This is a genomic window from Peptoniphilus koenoeneniae (genome assembly GCF_030812875.1).
Classification (GTDB): Bacteria; Bacillota; Clostridia; order Tissierellales; family Peptoniphilaceae; genus Peptoniphilus_B; species Peptoniphilus_B koenoeneniae.
The window spans coordinates 25,859-42,096 of record NZ_JAUSTN010000006.1 but is presented as its reverse complement, the minus strand read 5'-3'; the positions used below and the strand labels follow the sequence as shown (position 1 = coordinate 42,096).

16 protein-coding genes and 1 pseudogene are annotated in these 16,238 nt (G+C 32.5%); all 17 read left to right on the top strand.

The annotated features are described in order from the left end of the window. Nucleotides 1-63: 63 nt before the first annotated feature. The 17 genes and pseudogenes from J2S72_RS06325 to J2S72_RS06245 all read left to right on the top strand — a co-directional run bounded on the left by J2S72_RS06325 (nucleotide 64) and on the right by J2S72_RS06245 (nucleotide 16,230). Nucleotides 64-1,902 (top strand): recombinase family protein, encoded by a 1,839-nt coding sequence (locus J2S72_RS06325; protein ID WP_072470441.1) that lies wholly within the window; start codon nucleotides 64-66, stop codon nucleotides 1,900-1,902. Between the two features lie 75 nt (nucleotides 1,903-1,977). Then, nucleotides 1,978-2,550 (top strand): TetR/AcrR family transcriptional regulator, encoded by a 573-nt coding sequence (locus J2S72_RS06320; protein ID WP_000079884.1) that lies wholly within the window; start codon nucleotides 1,978-1,980, stop codon nucleotides 2,548-2,550. Nucleotides 2,551-2,600: 50 nt separating this feature from the next. Continuing rightward, nucleotides 2,601-3,119 carry a ClbS/DfsB family four-helix bundle protein gene (locus tag J2S72_RS06315; protein ID WP_000708365.1) on the top strand — a complete coding sequence of 173 codons (519 nt, stop codon included), beginning with the start codon at nucleotides 2,601-2,603 and terminating at the stop codon, nucleotides 3,117-3,119. Between the two features lie 140 nt (nucleotides 3,120-3,259). Beyond that, nucleotides 3,260-4,999 carry an ABC transporter ATP-binding protein gene (locus tag J2S72_RS06310; protein WP_001114256.1) on the top strand — a complete coding sequence of 580 codons (1,740 nt, stop codon included), beginning with the start codon at nucleotides 3,260-3,262 and terminating at the stop codon, nucleotides 4,997-4,999. Continuing rightward, a complete protein-coding gene (locus J2S72_RS06305; RefSeq protein ID WP_004837644.1) occupies nucleotides 4,992-6,701 on the top strand; it encodes an ABC transporter ATP-binding protein in 1,710 nt (569 codons plus the stop codon). The genes J2S72_RS06310 and J2S72_RS06305 overlap by 8 nt, the downstream gene beginning before the upstream one ends. A 2-nt stretch (nucleotides 6,702-6,703) precedes the next feature. Further along, nucleotides 6,704-8,209 carry an ABC transporter ATP-binding protein gene (locus J2S72_RS06300; RefSeq protein WP_028078446.1) on the top strand — a complete coding sequence of 502 codons (1,506 nt, stop codon included), beginning with the start codon at nucleotides 6,704-6,706 and terminating at the stop codon, nucleotides 8,207-8,209. 1 nt (nucleotide 8,210) lies between these two features. Continuing rightward, nucleotides 8,211-8,915 carry an energy-coupling factor transporter transmembrane component T gene (locus J2S72_RS06295; RefSeq protein WP_025194627.1) on the top strand — a complete coding sequence of 235 codons (705 nt, stop codon included), beginning with the start codon at nucleotides 8,211-8,213 and terminating at the stop codon, nucleotides 8,913-8,915. Between the two features lie 10 nt (nucleotides 8,916-8,925). Next, nucleotides 8,926-9,510, top strand: coding sequence for an MptD family putative ECF transporter S component (locus J2S72_RS06290; RefSeq protein ID WP_000791747.1), 585 nt, complete (start codon nucleotides 8,926-8,928; stop codon nucleotides 9,508-9,510). A gap of 265 nt (nucleotides 9,511-9,775) precedes the next feature. Beyond that, on the top strand, nucleotides 9,776-10,192 hold the full coding sequence (locus tag J2S72_RS06285) for a sigma-70 RNA polymerase sigma factor region 4 domain-containing protein (protein WP_001074477.1): 417 nt from the start codon (nucleotides 9,776-9,778) through the stop codon (nucleotides 10,190-10,192). A gap of 83 nt (nucleotides 10,193-10,275) precedes the next feature. Continuing rightward, the gene (locus J2S72_RS06280) at nucleotides 10,276-10,605 is read left to right on the top strand and encodes a DUF3847 domain-containing protein (RefSeq protein ID WP_028078447.1); all 330 of its coding nucleotides are present in this window, start codon (nucleotides 10,276-10,278) and stop codon (nucleotides 10,603-10,605) included. Between the two features lie 247 nt (nucleotides 10,606-10,852). Further along, complete coding sequence (mobQ, locus tag J2S72_RS06275) at nucleotides 10,853-12,505, top strand: MobQ family relaxase (protein ID WP_307495194.1); 1,653 nt, start codon at nucleotides 10,853-10,855, stop codon at nucleotides 12,503-12,505. A 2-nt stretch (nucleotides 12,506-12,507) separates the two neighbouring features. After that, on the top strand, nucleotides 12,508-13,254 hold the full coding sequence (locus tag J2S72_RS06270; protein WP_065355236.1) for a phage replisome organizer N-terminal domain-containing protein: 747 nt from the start codon (nucleotides 12,508-12,510) through the stop codon (nucleotides 13,252-13,254). Nucleotides 13,255-13,435: 181 nt separating this feature from the next. Continuing rightward, entirely contained in the window at nucleotides 13,436-13,759 is a 324-nt protein-coding gene (locus J2S72_RS06265) for a hypothetical protein (RefSeq protein ID WP_028078916.1), read from the top strand. Nucleotides 13,760-13,832: 73 nt separating this feature from the next. After that, nucleotides 13,833-14,822 (top strand): ORF6N domain-containing protein, encoded by a 990-nt coding sequence (locus tag J2S72_RS06260; RefSeq protein ID WP_002838522.1) that lies wholly within the window; start codon nucleotides 13,833-13,835, stop codon nucleotides 14,820-14,822. Between the two features lie 101 nt (nucleotides 14,823-14,923). Beyond that, nucleotides 14,924-15,109: a transposon-encoded TnpW family protein gene (locus tag J2S72_RS06255; RefSeq protein ID WP_028078917.1), complete on the top strand. Its 186-nt coding sequence runs from the start codon at nucleotides 14,924-14,926 to the stop codon at nucleotides 15,107-15,109. An 11-nt stretch (nucleotides 15,110-15,120) separates the two neighbouring features. Next, nucleotides 15,121-15,936, top strand: a pseudogene (locus J2S72_RS06250) (VirD4-like conjugal transfer protein, CD1115 family); the annotation flags it as partial. An 18-nt stretch (nucleotides 15,937-15,954) separates the two neighbouring features. Next, nucleotides 15,955-16,230, top strand: coding sequence for a hypothetical protein (locus J2S72_RS06245; RefSeq protein WP_023055626.1), 276 nt, complete (start codon nucleotides 15,955-15,957; stop codon nucleotides 16,228-16,230). Nucleotides 16,231-16,238: the final 8 nt, after the last annotated feature.

Sequence of the window (16,238 nt, the reverse complement as noted above, 5' to 3'; positions counted from 1 at the left end):
TTTAGTGAAATATGTACTTCTTAATTCTTTTTTATTTAAGAAATTAAGAGGAAGGAGGAAAAAGTGAGGAATTTTGAAAAGATAACAGCACTCTATGAGAGATTAAGTCGAGATGATGAACTTGAAGGAGAAAGTAACTCAATCGTTAATCAAAAGAAAATCCTTGAAGAATATGCAAGTAAGAATAATTTAACCAACATCATCCATTTTACAGATGACGGAATAAGCGGGACACAGTTTGACAGACCGGGATTTATGGCAATGATGAACGGAGTCAATCAAGGAAATATTGGTTGTATCATTGTAAAAGATATGAGCAGACTTGGCAGAGATTATCTCAAAGTCGGTCAATGTATGGAGATACTAAGACAAAAGGGCGTAAGACTAATCGCTATCAATGATAATGTAGATAGTTTTTACAGAGAAGATGATTTTACTCCCTTTAGAAATATCATGAATGAATGGTATGCAAGAGATACATCAAGAAAAATACAATCGACTTTCAGGTCAAAAGGCGAAAGTGGGAAACATACTGCAAGCACACCGCCTTATGGCTATATCAAAGATGAAAAAGATAAAAACAAATGGATAGTAGATGAAAAAGCAGCAGAGATAGTAAGGCGAATATTTAACCTGACCATGCAAGGCAATGGTCCGTATCGAATAGCAAAGATATTGGAGAGTGAAAAAGTAGATATACCCGCCTATCATCAACAGAAATTAGGCTATGGACTATATCAAAGCAAAAACTTTGAACATCCCTATCGTTGGTGCAGCTCAACAATAGCAAGCATTTTAAAGAAACAGGAATACTTGGGGCATACAGTCAATTTCAAAACAAGAAAGCACTTCAAGGACAAGAAAAGCAAATATGTATCCGAGGATAACTGGCTTATTTTTGAAAATACACACGAGCCAATCATAGACCAAGAAACCTTTGATAATGTGCAAAGGATAAGAGGAAATGTAAAAAGGTATCCTGACGGTTGGGGAGAATATCACCCACTCACAGGACTAATGCATTGTGCAGATTGTGGGAGCAAGATGTATGTTCATAGAACAAGCAATTATAAGAATATTCCCTATTACACTTGCAGTGCCTATACCAAAACACCTTGTGGCACACTTTGTCCATCAGCACACAGAATAAAAGCAGAAGCGGTCTTAAACCTTATTAGGGAAACACTAAAAGATATTAAAAAATACCTTAATGAAGATAATGAAGCCTTTATCCGTTCCATTCAAAATGAAATGGAAGAAAAGGAAAAAATAGAGATAGAAAAGAAACGCACAAGGCTTATTGACAGCAAAGGAAGATTACAGGAATTAGAAAGACTGATGTGTCGTATCTATGAAGATATGATCCTTAACAAAATACCAAATAGCAGATATGAAATACTAAATAACCAATATGAAACGGAGCAGATAACTTTAAGTAAAGAAATTAAGGATTTGGAGCAGCAGGTATCAAGATATGAAAAAGAAACAGACAGAGCTAAAAAATTTATATCTCTTATCAGTCGTTATGAAAACTTTGATGAACTTACAACCACAATGATAAATGAGTTTGTAGAAAAGATTGTCGTACATGAAAGAGATAGAAAAGGAAGTCAGACATCAAAGCAAAAGATAGAAATTTACTTTAATTTCATAGGCAATTATGAACTGCCACAGGCGGAGTTAAGTGATGAAGAAAAACAAAAACTTGAGGAAGAAGAAAGAAAAATAAAGAAAAGAAAAGACAAGCTACATCAAAATTACCTGAAACGAAAAGCAAGCGGAAAACAGAAAGAGTATGAAGATAAATATAAGGCAAGGAGAGAACAGAAGAAACAGGAGAAAATAAAGGTTTTGAAAAGAGTGGGGATACCGGTGAGTGAGTATATAAAAACAAATATTTAAACCTATCTTGACAAATATTGAATTTTGATTTATTATTAAATATATATTCAGTATTGGAATAGAAAGAGGTGTGCTATGGCACAAGTATTAAAAGAAGAAGTTAGAAATAGAATACTCGAAGCAGCAGAAAAAGTATTTTATAAAAAGGATTATAGAGGTGCCAAATTAACAGAAATTGCAAAAGAAGCAGATATTCCTGTGGCACTAATTTATACCTATTTCAAAAATAAGGCAGTTTTGTTTGATGCAGTAGTAAGTTCTGTTTATATAAACTTCGAGTCAGCTTTTAATGAGGAAGAATCTTTGGAAAAAGGTTCTGCTTCTGAAAGGTTTGATGAAGTTGGAGAAAATTATATTCATGAACTTTTAAAAGATCGTAAGAAGTTAATTATTTTAATGGATAAAAGCTCAGGTACAAAGCATACAGAAGCAAAACAAAAACTCATATCGCAAATGCAGGTTCATATTGAAGTAAGTTTAAAAAGACAATCGAAACAGGAATATGATCCAATGCTTGCCCATATTTTAGCCAGTAACTTTACAGAGGGACTTCTTGAAATAGCAAGGCATTATCAAAGTGAAAAGTGGGCAAAAGATATGCTAAAACTTATTGCAAAGTGTTATTACAAGGGAGTGGAATCATTGTAAGTTGATTTGATATTTAAATGCGATAAATTTAAATTTTTGGAGGAGATATTTTGAAGATATATAAAGATAAAGAAGAACTGAAATCTGAGATAAATAAAAGTTTTGAAAAGTATATTTCTGAATTTGATATTATTCCTGAATCTCTCAAAGATAAGAGAGTCCCTGAAGTTGACAGAACACCAGCAGAAAATCTTGCTTATCAACTCGGATGGACAACATTAGTTTTGAAATGGGAAAAAGATGAGAAAAACGGTTTTGAAGTAAAGACACCGTCGGATATGTTTAAATGGAATCAACTTGGAGAATTATATCAGTGGTTTACCGATACTTATGCTCATTTATCGATAGAAGAATTAAAGAAACGATTGAAAGAAAATATTATATCTATCTATACAATGATTGATACACTAAGTGAAGAAGAATTATTTCAACCGCATATGAGAAAATGGGCTGATGAAGCTACTAAAACAGCGACATGGGAAGTTTATAAGTTTATTCATGTTAATACGGTTGCCCCTTTTGGAACGTTTAGAACTAAGATTAGAAAATGGAAAAAGATTGTGCTATAATTTTTGATTTGCTGATACAGTAATTTAAAAAAATATAGTGATCGGATAAAATAGACTTTGCGTAATCAGCAAAGTCTTACTTTAAACCTTAATACTGAATTGAAATTCAATATTATTCAATTTTGAAAGGAGAGTTGTTCATGCCGGAAAAAGAATTAAGGAAAAAAGTGATTGGGAAAAATAGTTTATCCAATTCACTTCTTGCTTTAAAAATAGTATTTGATTTGATACCACAAATCTTACTTGTATATTTGATTAGTTCTTTAATCACAAACAATATTAACGAAGGTAATTTAAAGTATATATTCTTGGGAATCTTTATATCGTTTGTATTAAAAGGAGTGTTTTATTATTTTGCAACAAAGGTTGCCCATGAGAAAGCATACGAAAAATTAACAGAACTTAGGTTAGATATTATCGGTCATCTGAAAAAACTAAGTTTGGGATTCTTTAAAGAACATAATACAGGAGAGCTTACCAACATTGTTCAACATGATGTAGAGCAAGTGGAAGTATACCTTGCCCATGGTCTTCCTGAAATAATGGCAGTTACACTTCTGCCTACCATTATTTTTGTAGCTATGATTTTTGTTGATTGGCGTCTTGCTCTTGGAATGATTGCTGGAGTTCCACTCATGTATTTGGTAAAAGTTCTTTCACAGAAAACAATGGATAAAAACTTTGCTATTTACTTTAACCATGAAAATAAGATGAGAGAAGAGCTAATGGAATATGTAAAAAATATTTCTGTGATTAAGGCTTTTGCTAAAGAAGAGGAGATTAGTGAAAGAACATTAAAAACGGCAAGAGAATATATTTACTGGGTTAAAAAGAGCATGGGAGCAATTACAATTCCAATGGGACTCATTGACATATTTATGGAAATTGGAGTAGTTATTGTCATGATTTTGGGAAGTATATTTCTTTACTATGGAAATATTACAACCCCTAATTTTATACTTGCCATTATTTTATCGTCTGCTTTTACTGCATCTATAAGTAAGACGGCTACATTGCAACATTTTTCTATTGTGTTTAAGGAAGCACTAAAGGCGATTGGAAAAGTTTTAACAGTTCCGCTTCCAAAGAAAAAGACAGAACAAGGTTTAGAATTTGGAAATATAGAATTTAAAGATGTGAATTTTGCATACGGAAAAGATAGCTTTGAGCTTAAAAATATCAATTTGAATTTTAAGAAAAATAGTTTGAACGCCTTTGTAGGAGCAAGTGGTTGTGGGAAAAGTACTGTATCTAATTTGCTTATGGGATTTTGGGATGCAGATGAAGGACAAATACTGATAAATGGAAAAGATATAAAAGAATATAGTCAAGAAAATATCTCAATGCTGATTGGTAGTGTGCAACAAGAAGTTATCCTTTTTGATTTAAGTATTTTTGAAAATATAGCAATTGGAAAACTAAATGCAACAAAAGAAGAAGTCATAGAAGCTGCTAAAAAAGCAAGATGCCATGATTTTATTTCAGCATTGCCAAATGGATATGAAACACGAGTAGGTGAAATGGGAGTTAAGTTATCTGGTGGAGAAAAACAAAGAATCTCCATAGCAAGAATGATACTGAAAAATGCACCGATTTTAATATTAGATGAAGCAATGGCAGCTGTTGATAGTGAAAATGAAAGACTAATCGGCGAAGCAATTGACGATTTAAGCAAGGATAAAACCATTATTACAATTGCTCATCATCTAAACACAATTAGAGATTCAGACCAAATTATAGTTATGGATAAGGGTGTTGTTCTTGATGCAGGAAGCCATGAAGAGTTGATGAAAAGATGTGAGTTCTATAAGGATATGGTTGAAGCACAGAACAAGGTAGATAGATGGAATTTGAAAGAGGTGGTAACAGAAAATGTTTAGAGAAATGTTAAAGCTGCTTACAAAAACCGGCAAGAGAGATTTGATTATATCAAGTGTATTCTTTGCCCTTTATGGACTAAGCTCCATAGCCATGATTGTTATCGTATTTTCTATACTGTTTCAGATATTTGATGGGACGAGTTTAGCAAGTTTATATAAAGGTTTTATTGCAATTGGGTTACTTGTAGTATTCAAAGGCATTTGTAATATGGTTGCAGATATGAAAAAGCATAGTGCAGGTTTTGATATTGTTCAGCAAATCAGAGAACGCATGATTATTAAATTGAAAAAATTCAGTTTGGGATTTTATACCAATGAAAGACTGGGAGAGATCAATACAATTTTACACAAAGATGTTGATAATATGTCTCTTGTTGTAGGACACATGTGGTCGAGAATGTTTGGCGATTTTTTGATAGGTGCAGTCGTATTTATCGGTCTTGCAAGTATTGATTTCAAACTTGCTATTCTAATGGCTGTATCTGTTCCGATTGCACTTGTCTTTCTATATCTGACAATTAAGCAATCTGAAAGAATAGAGAATCAGAATAATTCAGCACTTCTTGATATGGTTAGCTTATTTGTTGAATATGTTAGAGGAATACCTGTACTAAAGAGTTTTTCAAACAATAAAAGCTTGGATAATGAGCTTATGAACAAGACAAAAAAGTTTGGAGAAACAAGCAAAGTAGCTTCAAGATTCAAGGCAAAACAGCTATCTATATTTGGGTTTTTACTGGATATTGGATATTTAGTTCTTTTAATTGCAGGAGCAATACTTGTTATAAAGGGAAGTCTTGATGTACTTAATTTTATTATCTTTGCAGTAATTTCAAAAGAGTTTTATAAGCCGTTCGCTTCTATGGAACAACACTATATGAACTATGTTTCGGCGGTAGATAGTTACGAAAGACTTTCAAGAATTTTATATGCAGATGTAATCCCGGATAAAGTGAATGGAATTGTTCCGAAAGATAATGATATAGCTTTTGATAACATTGGATTTTCCTATGAAAAAGATGAATTTAAAATGGAAAAATTGAGCTTTTCTATTGCTGAAAAAACAATGACAGCCTTAGTTGGAGAATCAGGTAGTGGAAAGACCACTATAACCAACTTACTTCTAAGATTTTATGATGTGCATAAAGGAAAAATTACACTCGGAGGAATTGATATAAGGGATATTCCTTATGATGAGCTTTTAGACCGTATTAGCATTGTCATGCAGAATGTTCAATTGTTTGATAACACGATTGAAGAAAATATCAGAGTAGGTAAAAAAGGAGCTACAAAAGAGGAAATCATTGAAGCTGCAAAGAAAGCAAGAATACATGATTTCATTATGAGTTTACCAAAAGGTTATGAAACTGATATTGGCGAAAATGGAGGAATTTTATCAGGTGGACAAAGACAAAGAATATCTATTGCAAGAGCTTTTCTAAAAGATGCACCGATTTTAATTCTTGATGAAATGACAAGTAATGTTGATCCTGTAAATGAATCTTTGATACAGGATGCTATTACAGAACTTGCAAAGAATAGAACTGTACTTGTAGTGGCTCATCATTTAAAAACAATTCAAAAAGCTGACCAAATTCTCGTATTTCAAAAAGGAAATTTACTTGAAAAAGGAAAGCATGGTGAACTTCTTGCGAAAAATGGTTACTACACAAAATTATGGAAAGCTCAGTACGAGGTATAATCATGATTTTGTTAAAAAATGTTTCTTATGAATGGGAAGATGGGCGAACTGCTTTAAAAAATATCAATCTTGAAATTAAAAAAGGTGAATTTGTTTTAATTTCAGGGAAAAGTGGAAGTGGTAAAAGTACTCTTGGAAGTGTAATGAATGGTCTTATTCCACATTATTACAAAGGCAAAATGCAAGGAGAAGCCTTTGCGTCCGGAAAAGATATAAGCAAATTATCGCTTCATGAAATAGGGCGTATTGTAGGTACTGTATTTCAAGATCCAAGAAGTCAATTTTTCACGACAACGACAGATGAAGAAATAGCTTTTGGGCTTCAAACTATCTGCAAATCAAGATATGAAATCAAACAGAGAGTAGAAGAAGTATATGCAGAGCTGGATATTGAGGAACTGAAAGGAAAATCTGTTTTTGAATTATCAAGCGGGCAGAAACAAAAGATAGCTATTGCAAGCATCTATGCAATGAATCCGAAAGTTTTAATTTTAGATGAGCCTTCAGCAAATTTGGATATGAAAGCAACATTTGACCTATTTTTAATTTTGGAAAAATTAAAGAAAAAGGGAACAACTGTTGTTCTAATTGAACATCGTTTGTACTATGTAAAATCTTTATTTGACCGTTTTCTTTTGGTTAAAGATGGAGAGATTGCACAGGACTTGAGTCGGGAAGAAGTTATCCATCTTGAAGGGAAGTTTTGGGATGATAATGGACTAAGAACTCTTGAATTAAAAGAATACAGGATAAGTGAGAAGAAAGATTTATATCAATTAAATGATGAAAGTATCAGTGGGAAAGGCTTGAAATTTTGTTACCCAAGTGCAACTAAGGTTGGAAATAAGCAAAATCAATACATCTTAAATCATCTTGATTTCAATATGGAGTGTGGAAAAGCCATTGGTCTTATTGGGTTAAATGGTACTGGGAAAACTACTTTTGCAAGGGTAATTTCAGGACTTGAGAAGATAAAAGAGGGGAAAATATGGGCGGAAAAAGATAAAGAGTTGAATCGTAAAGATTTAATGGATATGTCATATTTTGTATTTCAGGATTCAGACTATCAGTTATTTTCGGAAAGTGTACTTGATGAAATGCTGCTTGGTATTTCAAATAAAGATAAAAAAGAAAATACCCAAAAGGCAAAGTCTATTTTGAATGTTCTTGGCTTAGATAAATATATAGATAAGCATCCGTTTGCTTTATCAAGAGGAGAAAAACAAAGACTGACAATAGCTTGTGGAATGATGAAACAGGCAAAAGTTTTCATCTATGATGAACCAACATCAGGTTGTGATAAAGACTCAATGCTTTCAGTCGCAAAACTGATTGAAGAACAATTAAAAAAAGGGATAACAGTTTTGGTAATAAGTCATGATTTTGAGTTTTTAGCGAACACAGTGAGTAAGCTCTGGGTAATGGGAGATGGAAAAATAGAAAGTGTTTTGAATATGAGTGAAAGTAATAAAATTCTCATATTGGACAAGATGAGAGGAGGTAGATAACTTGATGGATAGAAAAACAGTCGATCCGAGAATAAAACTTACTCTACTTCCAATTGTTGGATTTACGAGCTTTTTTATAAGCGATACAATTCTACTTTTCGGACTGATTCTCTTTGCCTTTTTTCTGTATGTATACAGCAGTATGTGGAAAAGAGCATTACGCTTTATTTTGTTTTTTGTGATTTTATACTGCATAGAGTTATGGCTTGGAAAGTTTTGTGAAGCAAGTATCGTATTTGCAATATATATGTTTATTTACTTTGCATCAAGGATGACCTTAATTGCTATGTTTGGTGGATATATAACAAAGACTACAAGTGTAAGTGAAATGCTTGAAGCATTAAATAGAATGAAAGTACCAAGAAGCATTGGTATACCTTTTAGTGTTTTGCTTAGGTTTGTACCAACTATAAAAATAGAACTCAAGGCATTAAAAGAGAATATGAAGATTCGAGGAATCGTAACAAGTAGATTTTTCCCCTTGCTACATCCAATTAAATATATTGAATATACGCTTGTTCCGCTTTTAATGAGAATGATTAAGATTTCAGATGAACTGTCAGCTTCAGCACTCATTAGAGGACTTGATAGTGATGAGAACAGGGTTACATTAACAAAATTGAGGTTTAGAACAACGGATTTGTTGATTGGACTATTAGGAGCTTTGATGATTGCTCTTGTGATAGTAATACAGAAAATTTATTAGGAGGACTTTTATGAAAAACAAATTAAATGGTCGTGATTTTATTACAATCGGAATCTTTAATGCAATTGGAATTGTCATATACATGGCGGTTGCATTTGCTATGGCAACAACAGTGATTGGAGGATTTATTGCTTCAGGAGTTAGCTTTATGGTAGCTGCTACCGTTTATATCCTTATGGCTTTGAAAGTTAAAAAGAAGGGCGTATTTACAATATCAGGAACGCTTCTTGGTTTAATTGCATTGTCAGGAGGACATTTGCCTCATGCAGTCTTTGCTGTAATCGGTGGAATTATATGTGATTTGATTATAGGAAATTATGAGAGCAAGGGACGAATGATTATTGGATATGGGATATTTGCATTAGCGGATTTTTTAGGGACAGTAATTCCTGTGATTTTATTCGGAACAGCTTCTTTTGTGGAAAGAGCATCAAAATGGAAAATGAGTGAAGCACAAATAAATGAAGCATTATCTTATTTCAAAGTTTCATGGGCAGTAGGCTTTGCCTTGATAACATTTGTTCTTGCTTGCATAGGAGCATTCGTTGCAACAAAGATACTCAAAAAGCATTTTGAAAAAGCAGGAGTGATTTAATAATAAATTTACTTAGGAGGGAAAATAATGGAGGGATAATTATGTCAAAACTTATAGTTTCGGTTTTCACAGAACGATATAATTATCCTTTTTTATTCTTGGAATTGCTTACACATAGCAATAATACTTTACCAGAAACGACCAAATAGAAAATTATATAAAACATTAGTTTTTAAGCCGAGAGGACTTTTTACGCCAAAGTGTAGAAGTCCTCCTTTTTTATTCTCAAAACCAAAACAGAGAACTTAAAAAGGAGGATGACTAAGTGGCAAAGAAAGAATATTACCTTTATGTAAAAGGCAAAGCCGTACCTGTAAGTGAAGAAGTCTACAAAGCCTATTGGAAGATAACAGAGCATGAAAAGTATCTCCAAAGAAAAGATTGGAAGCATAATGTAATACCATTTTCGGCACTGGATCATGATGGACACTTTGTAGATAACATCATAGATGAAAAGATAGACTTAGAAAAAATTGTAGAAGTAAAAATGCGAATTGAAGAACTTCATAAAGCATTAAATACTCTTACAAAAGAAGAACGAGAACTAATGGAAGCCATCTTCTACAAAGAAGAAAGTCTAAGGTCAATCAGCAGAAGAGAGAAAGTTACACATCAAGCAATCAGTGGGAGGAGGGATAGGATTTTAGAAAAACTGAGAAAGATTTTAGAAGATAAAATCTAAAAACTTGGAAAGGTTAAGTGTCAAAAAAGGTGCTTAACCTTTCTTTATGGAAACAAGCAGATACCAAAACGGAGGAATTAAAAATGAAGAAAGAAAAAACATTACAGGAAGTACAGGAACAAATTTCTGAACTTCAGGAAGAAAGAGAAAAGTGCGATGTAAAGCTGAAACAATTACAAAATCAAGGCAAAAAATTAGAAAAACTGGCAAATGAAAAGGAACGAAAAAGAAGAAATCACAGGCTCATACAAAGAGGCTTGATAGTAGAAAGAGTAATTGAAAATTCCCTTATGTTTGCCAATGAGGAGATAGAAGAACTACTTAAAGTTGCTACTGATACAGAAGAATACAGACAAGCCTATGAAGAAATGATAAATGGAAAAGATATGGAAGATGAAACAGATATTGAGTGAACAGAATAAAAAAACTTAGTTTTTTCAGAAGCTCCCTGCAAGGGCAAAAAGCTTCGCAGAACGCAAAACACCCTTTAGGGTGTATAATTGCGCCCTTAGAAAAACTAAGGGATTTTAGCAAGTATTAAAAAATCCAAAACTTAATAAAAATATACGGATAAAGCAGATAGGAAAAGATACAAAAAATAGCCTGTCTGCTTTTTTCCTTTACCTAAAAACAAATAAAAAATGAAAGGAGCTTATGAAGATGGCAGAAACATTTCACTTTAATATTTCCATGATAAGCAGAGGAAAAAGTAAATCGGCAGTTGCAAGTGCAGCATATATCTCTTGTGAGAAAATCAAAAATGAATGGGATGGAGAAGTTCATGACTATCATAATAAAAAAGGACTTTTACATTCAGAAATCTTCTTGCCGGAGAATGTTCCCATAGCATTAAAAGATAGAACTACTTTATGGAATAGCGTTGAACTAAATGAGAAAGCAAGTAACGCACAGCTTGCAAGAAACTTTATTATTGCTCTACCAAAAGAATTATCCTTTGAAGAAAACAAGAAACTCATTACCGACTTCATACAAGAAAATTTTGTATCAAAAGGAATGATAGCAGATCTTGCCATTCATGATGAAAGTGATGAAGAAAATAATAATATCCATGCACATATTATGACTACCCTTAGACCAATCAATGAAAAAGGAGAGTGGCAGGCAAAAAGCAAAAAAGAATATGTTCTTGATGAAAACGGAGAAAAGATAAAACTAAAAAGTGGAAACTACAAAACAAGGAAAATAGAACTGACGGATTGGAACGATAAAGGAAATGCAGAGAAATGGCGAGAGAATTTTGCAAGCCTTTGTAATCAGTATTTAGAAAAAAATCATCAGGAAAAGAGAGTGGATCATCGCTCCTACAAAAGACAAGGGATAGAAGAAATCCCAACCATACATTTAGGAGCAAGTGCAAGTGCCTTAGAGAAAAAAGGAATCGAAACCGACAAAGGAAACATCAACAGAGAAATCAAAAAGCATAATTCCTTAGTAAAAGCCATCAAGAACAAGATAAAAGAAATCACTTCATGGATAGACTCTTTACTTGGAAATCTGCAAGCAAAATACGATGAGTATAAACAGACCAAGAAAGATGAACTGGAGAACAAAGCAGAACTCTTTAACCTTTATGAATATATTTCTATCTACAACGAAATACAGGGAGAAAAAATAAAAAATCTATCCTACTATGGACAGATAAAAAAGGGAAATGCAGACCTAAAGAGATTTGTAAAAGCAATCTACTATCTAAAAGATAATCATCTTCAAACCATAGCAGACCTACAAGAAAAAGTCATTGAACTGGCAAAGCAAAGTAAAAAGATAAGTGGTGATATTCAGAGTAAAACACAAAGAATTAAAGACCTAAATCAGTGTGTACGCTGCATAGATTCTATAAAAGAAAACAAAGAAGTCTATCAGGAATACAAAAGCAAAACCATATTCAAAGACAGCTTTTATAATTCTCATAAAAAAGGAATAGACAGATACCTAAGAGCAAGAAAGACCATAGAAAAGTTTACCGGGACATCAGCCATAAAGTCGAGTGTTTGGCAAAAAGAAATATTAATCCTTGAAAAAGAGATACAAAATTTAACCGAAGATAAAGCTAAAGTACAAGATGAATTTAAGCAGATAGACCATATCAAATATGCAGTAAAGATTGTCAATGACGAGTATGGAATAGACCTAATCATAGAAATAGACAAGGCAATTAAGAGAGGAGATAAACCAAGTGTTATTGCACAACTGAAAAAATTTCAGGAGCAAGAGGAAAGAAAGGGGCAGTACAAACAAAAAGCCAAGGAAAAGGCTAAAGAAAATTATAAAAATAAAGGGGAGGAAAGATAAAAATGGCAGACAACAGAAGATACTATTGGTTAAAATTGAAAGAAGATTTTTTTACAGATAAGAGAATCAAAAGGCTAAGAAAAATATCAGGAGGAGATACCTATACAATCATTTATCTTAAATTGCTTTTACTTAGCTTAAAAGATAGTGGGAAGCTGTATTATGATGGAGTAGAAACAGACTTTATCAAAGAGCTTGCCTTAACGATTGATGAAACGGAAGATGATGTAATGGTTATAGTGAACTATCTTATGGCACAAGGATTGATGGAGATAATCACAGAAAATGACGAGTATTTTTTAACAGAAATCCCAAGTCTTATAGGTTCAGAAACAGCGTCTACAAGGCGTTCGAGAAAATCGAGAGGACAAAAAGCGTTGCAATGCAACACTAATGCAACACATTGCAACCTTTTGCAACAAAATTGCAACGGAGATATAGAGAAAGAAATAGATATAGAGTTAGAAAAAGAGGGGGAGATAGAAAAAATATCCCCCGTTTTTTACGGAGAATATAAAAATGTTTCCTTAACAGATGAAGAATATGGAAAGTTAAAGGATAAAATGCAAGGTCATAGGGAGAAAATGATAGAAAAGCTTTCGACTTATATGCAAAGCACAGGAAGAAACTACAAAGACCATTATGCGACCTTAATTCATTGGTATGAACAAGATAAAGGGAAATTAAAGGAGTGTAGTAAATCAACAGTATATACCCTTGAAGATTATGACAAGGGAGAACATTTATAATCTCATATAAGACGGTGGAGAGGCTTTTTTAGAGCGTTAATGGCAAAAGAGGTATCAGAATATAGCTAAGTGTGAAAACATCATGTGAGGGCTTAAAATTGCAGTATGGAAAAATCATCGTATTTATGATAAAATGACAGTGATATGATAATAAACTCAGTTATAAAGAGAGGATATATAAATGCGAATTCAATTTACAGTAAACGATGAAGAACTGAAAATTTTAACTAAAAAAGTTATAGAGGGTAATTACCCAAGTATTAGTGAATATTGTAAGTGTAGCAGTTTACAAGAAAATACAAGTTATGTTGACTTATATAATACCTTACTAAATAAAATAAGCTTTTTGCCGAAAGACAAAGAATTTGTTTTACGAGAGTTAATAGCAACACCGCCGGCTTTGATTGGCAGATGGTTTTATGAAAATGTAAATAAGGGACTTGTGAAAAATGTAGAACACATCGGAAAAGCTGAAGGTGGAGTAGAAAAATATAAAAAGATATGAGACTTATTTCAAAAAGCTACGCAGTGCGTGGCGGATTGGAAAAGATATTTAGATAATTTTGGAGGTGCATTTCATGGCAGATGAAAATAAAGAGATAGTTATTGTAGATGATAAAACTATACAAGAAAAAATATATTTCATTCGTGGACAAAAAGTAATGCTTGATGCAGATTTAGCTGAAATATATGGTTATGAAACTAAAAACTTTAATAGACAGGTAAAAAATAATATTGAAAAGTTTGAAGGCGAAGATTTTATGTTTCAATTGACCGAGAATGAGTTTGAAAACTTGAGGTGCAAAAATTTCACCTCAAGTTGGGGCGGCTCAAGGTACCTACCAAATGCCTTTACGGAACAAGGTATTTATATGCTTATGACTGTATTAAGGGGAGAACTTGCGATTAGGCAAAGCAGAGCCTTAATTAGAACATTTAAGCAGATGAAAGACTTCATTATTGAAAATCAAGATTTTATCGGTTCAAAAGAATTAGTCCAAATAGCTATTCAAACCAACCAAAACACAAATGATATTGCAGAAATAAAATCTCAAATGGCTACTAAAGAAGATTTGAAAAAAGTAATGGATAATTTTATCGATCCGGACACTTACAAGCATTTCCTTTTGATGAATGGAGATAAGATTGAAGCGGATGTTGCCTATACAAAAATATATAAGTCAGCAAAGAAAAGCATTTACGTAATAGATAACTATATAGGCTTGAAAACCTTAGAATTATTAAGAGCTGCAAAAGACAATGTTGAAATTATAGTCTTTAGCGACAATGTGAAAAATAAAGATATGCTTACAAAAAACATCCTAAATGATTTTAGAAGAGATTATCCAAATATCAACTTAAAAATGAAGGTTGCAGGCAAAAAATATCACGATAGATATATTGCAATAGACTATGGAACAGAAAATGAAGCCTTTTATCTTTGCGGAGCTTCATCAAAGGACGCAGGAAATAAAATATCAAGTATTACCAAGATAGAAGAATCCTCTAAGGATATGTATCATACAATGTTTGGTGGAATGTTAAACAATAAGAATTTGAAAATTTAATATGCAGATAACAGAATAGACAGTTATATGAGCTTTAAGCAAGGCGGTAGAAGTAAAAATCTATCGTCTTTTTTAATTGCAACAAACAGGAGGAAAACTATATGCAAGAAAATAAAAATGAACAGAATACAGGAACAAAGACGATAAAGAAAATTGGGAAAGTAACCTATGAGGTTGTTGTCCACTTTAATGAAAATGCAACGGAAACCATGCAAGACAAATTAAAAAGGATAATGCTTAGAGAAATGGAGATGAAAAAACATCAAAAAGGAGATAAAAATGATTAGAAAGTCCTTGACAAGTTGTTACAGGAAAAACTGCCAAGTCAATTCTAATATCTTGTGGAGCAAGACTTGCACCTTTTGATATAAGAGAGCTTAGAGAACTAATGAGCGAAGATGAATTAGAACTCGATAAAATTGGAGATAGAAAAACTGCTTTATTCGTAATAATATCAGATACTGATGATACCTTTAACTTTGTAGTATCAATAATGTATTCCCAATTATTTAATCTACTTTGTGACAAGGCAGATGATGTATATGGTGGAAGACTTCCAGTTCATGTTAGGTGTCTACTTGATGAGTTTGCAAATATAGGATTAATTCCTAAATTTGAGAAACTAATAGCGACAATTCGTTCAAGAGAAATATCAGCAAGCATAATATTACAAGCACAATCTCAATTAAAAGCAATCTATAAAGATCATGCAGATACAATAGTTGGTAACTGTGACTCTACACTCTTTCTAGGAGGAAAAGAAAAAACGACAGTAAAAGAGTTATCAGAGACCTTAGGAAAAGAAACCATAGACCTATATAACACATCAGAAACAAGATCCAACCAAAAATCTTTTGGTCTAAATTACCAAAAAACTGGTAAGGAACTTATGAGCCAAGATGAAATAACTGTAATGGATGGCGGTAAGTGTATTTATCAGTTAAGAGGAGTAAGACCTTTCTTGTCTGATAAGTTTGATATTACAAAGCATAAGAATTACAAGTTGTTGGAAGATTATGATAAGAAAAACTTGTTTGATGTTGAAGAGTATCTAACAAATAGAGATAAGGTAAAGTTAAAATCAAGTTATAAAATAAATAGATTAAATATTTGAGTTTATGGAGAAAGCAAAATGTGTAAAAATAGAAAATCATCTTTAATTATATTAAATATAAATGGGGAGCAGTTTATTCTAGAAAGTGATACAGAACTCACTATGGATAAGAAAAATTATATTGAAGCAATATGTGAGACAATGTACGATGAAAGCAATGAATGGTATGAAGATATATATGATATGTCCCCATATGATATAGCTGAGCTATTTGAAAAAATAGTAAAAGAAGAAGTAGGAATAACTGTTACATTTAAAGCGATAGACCTTGAAGTATCGATTTTAGAAGACTAGAAATAAGG

Bases quoted from the DNA above. Each gene is read 5' to 3' on its own strand.
- J2S72_RS06245 (WP_023055626.1), top strand. From the start codon at position 15,955: ATGTGTAAAAATAGAAAATCATCTTTAATTATATTAAATATAAATGGG.
- J2S72_RS06270 (WP_065355236.1), top strand. From the start codon at position 12,508: ATGGCAGACAACAGAAGATACTATTGGTTAAAATTGAAAGAAGATTTT.
- J2S72_RS06310 (WP_001114256.1), top strand. From the start codon at position 3,260: ATGCCGGAAAAAGAATTAAGGAAAAAAGTGATTGGGAAAAATAGTTTA.
- J2S72_RS06260 (WP_002838522.1), top strand. From the start codon at position 13,833: ATGGCAGATGAAAATAAAGAGATAGTTATTGTAGATGATAAAACTATA.
- J2S72_RS06255 (WP_028078917.1), top strand. From the start codon at position 14,924: ATGCAAGAAAATAAAAATGAACAGAATACAGGAACAAAGACGATAAAG.
- J2S72_RS06300 (WP_028078446.1), top strand. From the start codon at position 6,704: ATGATTTTGTTAAAAAATGTTTCTTATGAATGGGAAGATGGGCGAACT.
- J2S72_RS06320 (WP_000079884.1), top strand. From the start codon at position 1,978: ATGGCACAAGTATTAAAAGAAGAAGTTAGAAATAGAATACTCGAAGCA.
- mobQ (WP_307495194.1), top strand. From the start codon at position 10,853: ATGGCAGAAACATTTCACTTTAATATTTCCATGATAAGCAGAGGAAAA.
- J2S72_RS06265 (WP_028078916.1), top strand. From the start codon at position 13,436: ATGCGAATTCAATTTACAGTAAACGATGAAGAACTGAAAATTTTAACT.
- J2S72_RS06305 (WP_004837644.1), top strand. From the start codon at position 4,992: ATGTTTAGAGAAATGTTAAAGCTGCTTACAAAAACCGGCAAGAGAGAT.
- J2S72_RS06280 (WP_028078447.1), top strand. From the start codon at position 10,276: ATGAAGAAAGAAAAAACATTACAGGAAGTACAGGAACAAATTTCTGAA.
- J2S72_RS06290 (WP_000791747.1), top strand. From the start codon at position 8,926: ATGAAAAACAAATTAAATGGTCGTGATTTTATTACAATCGGAATCTTT.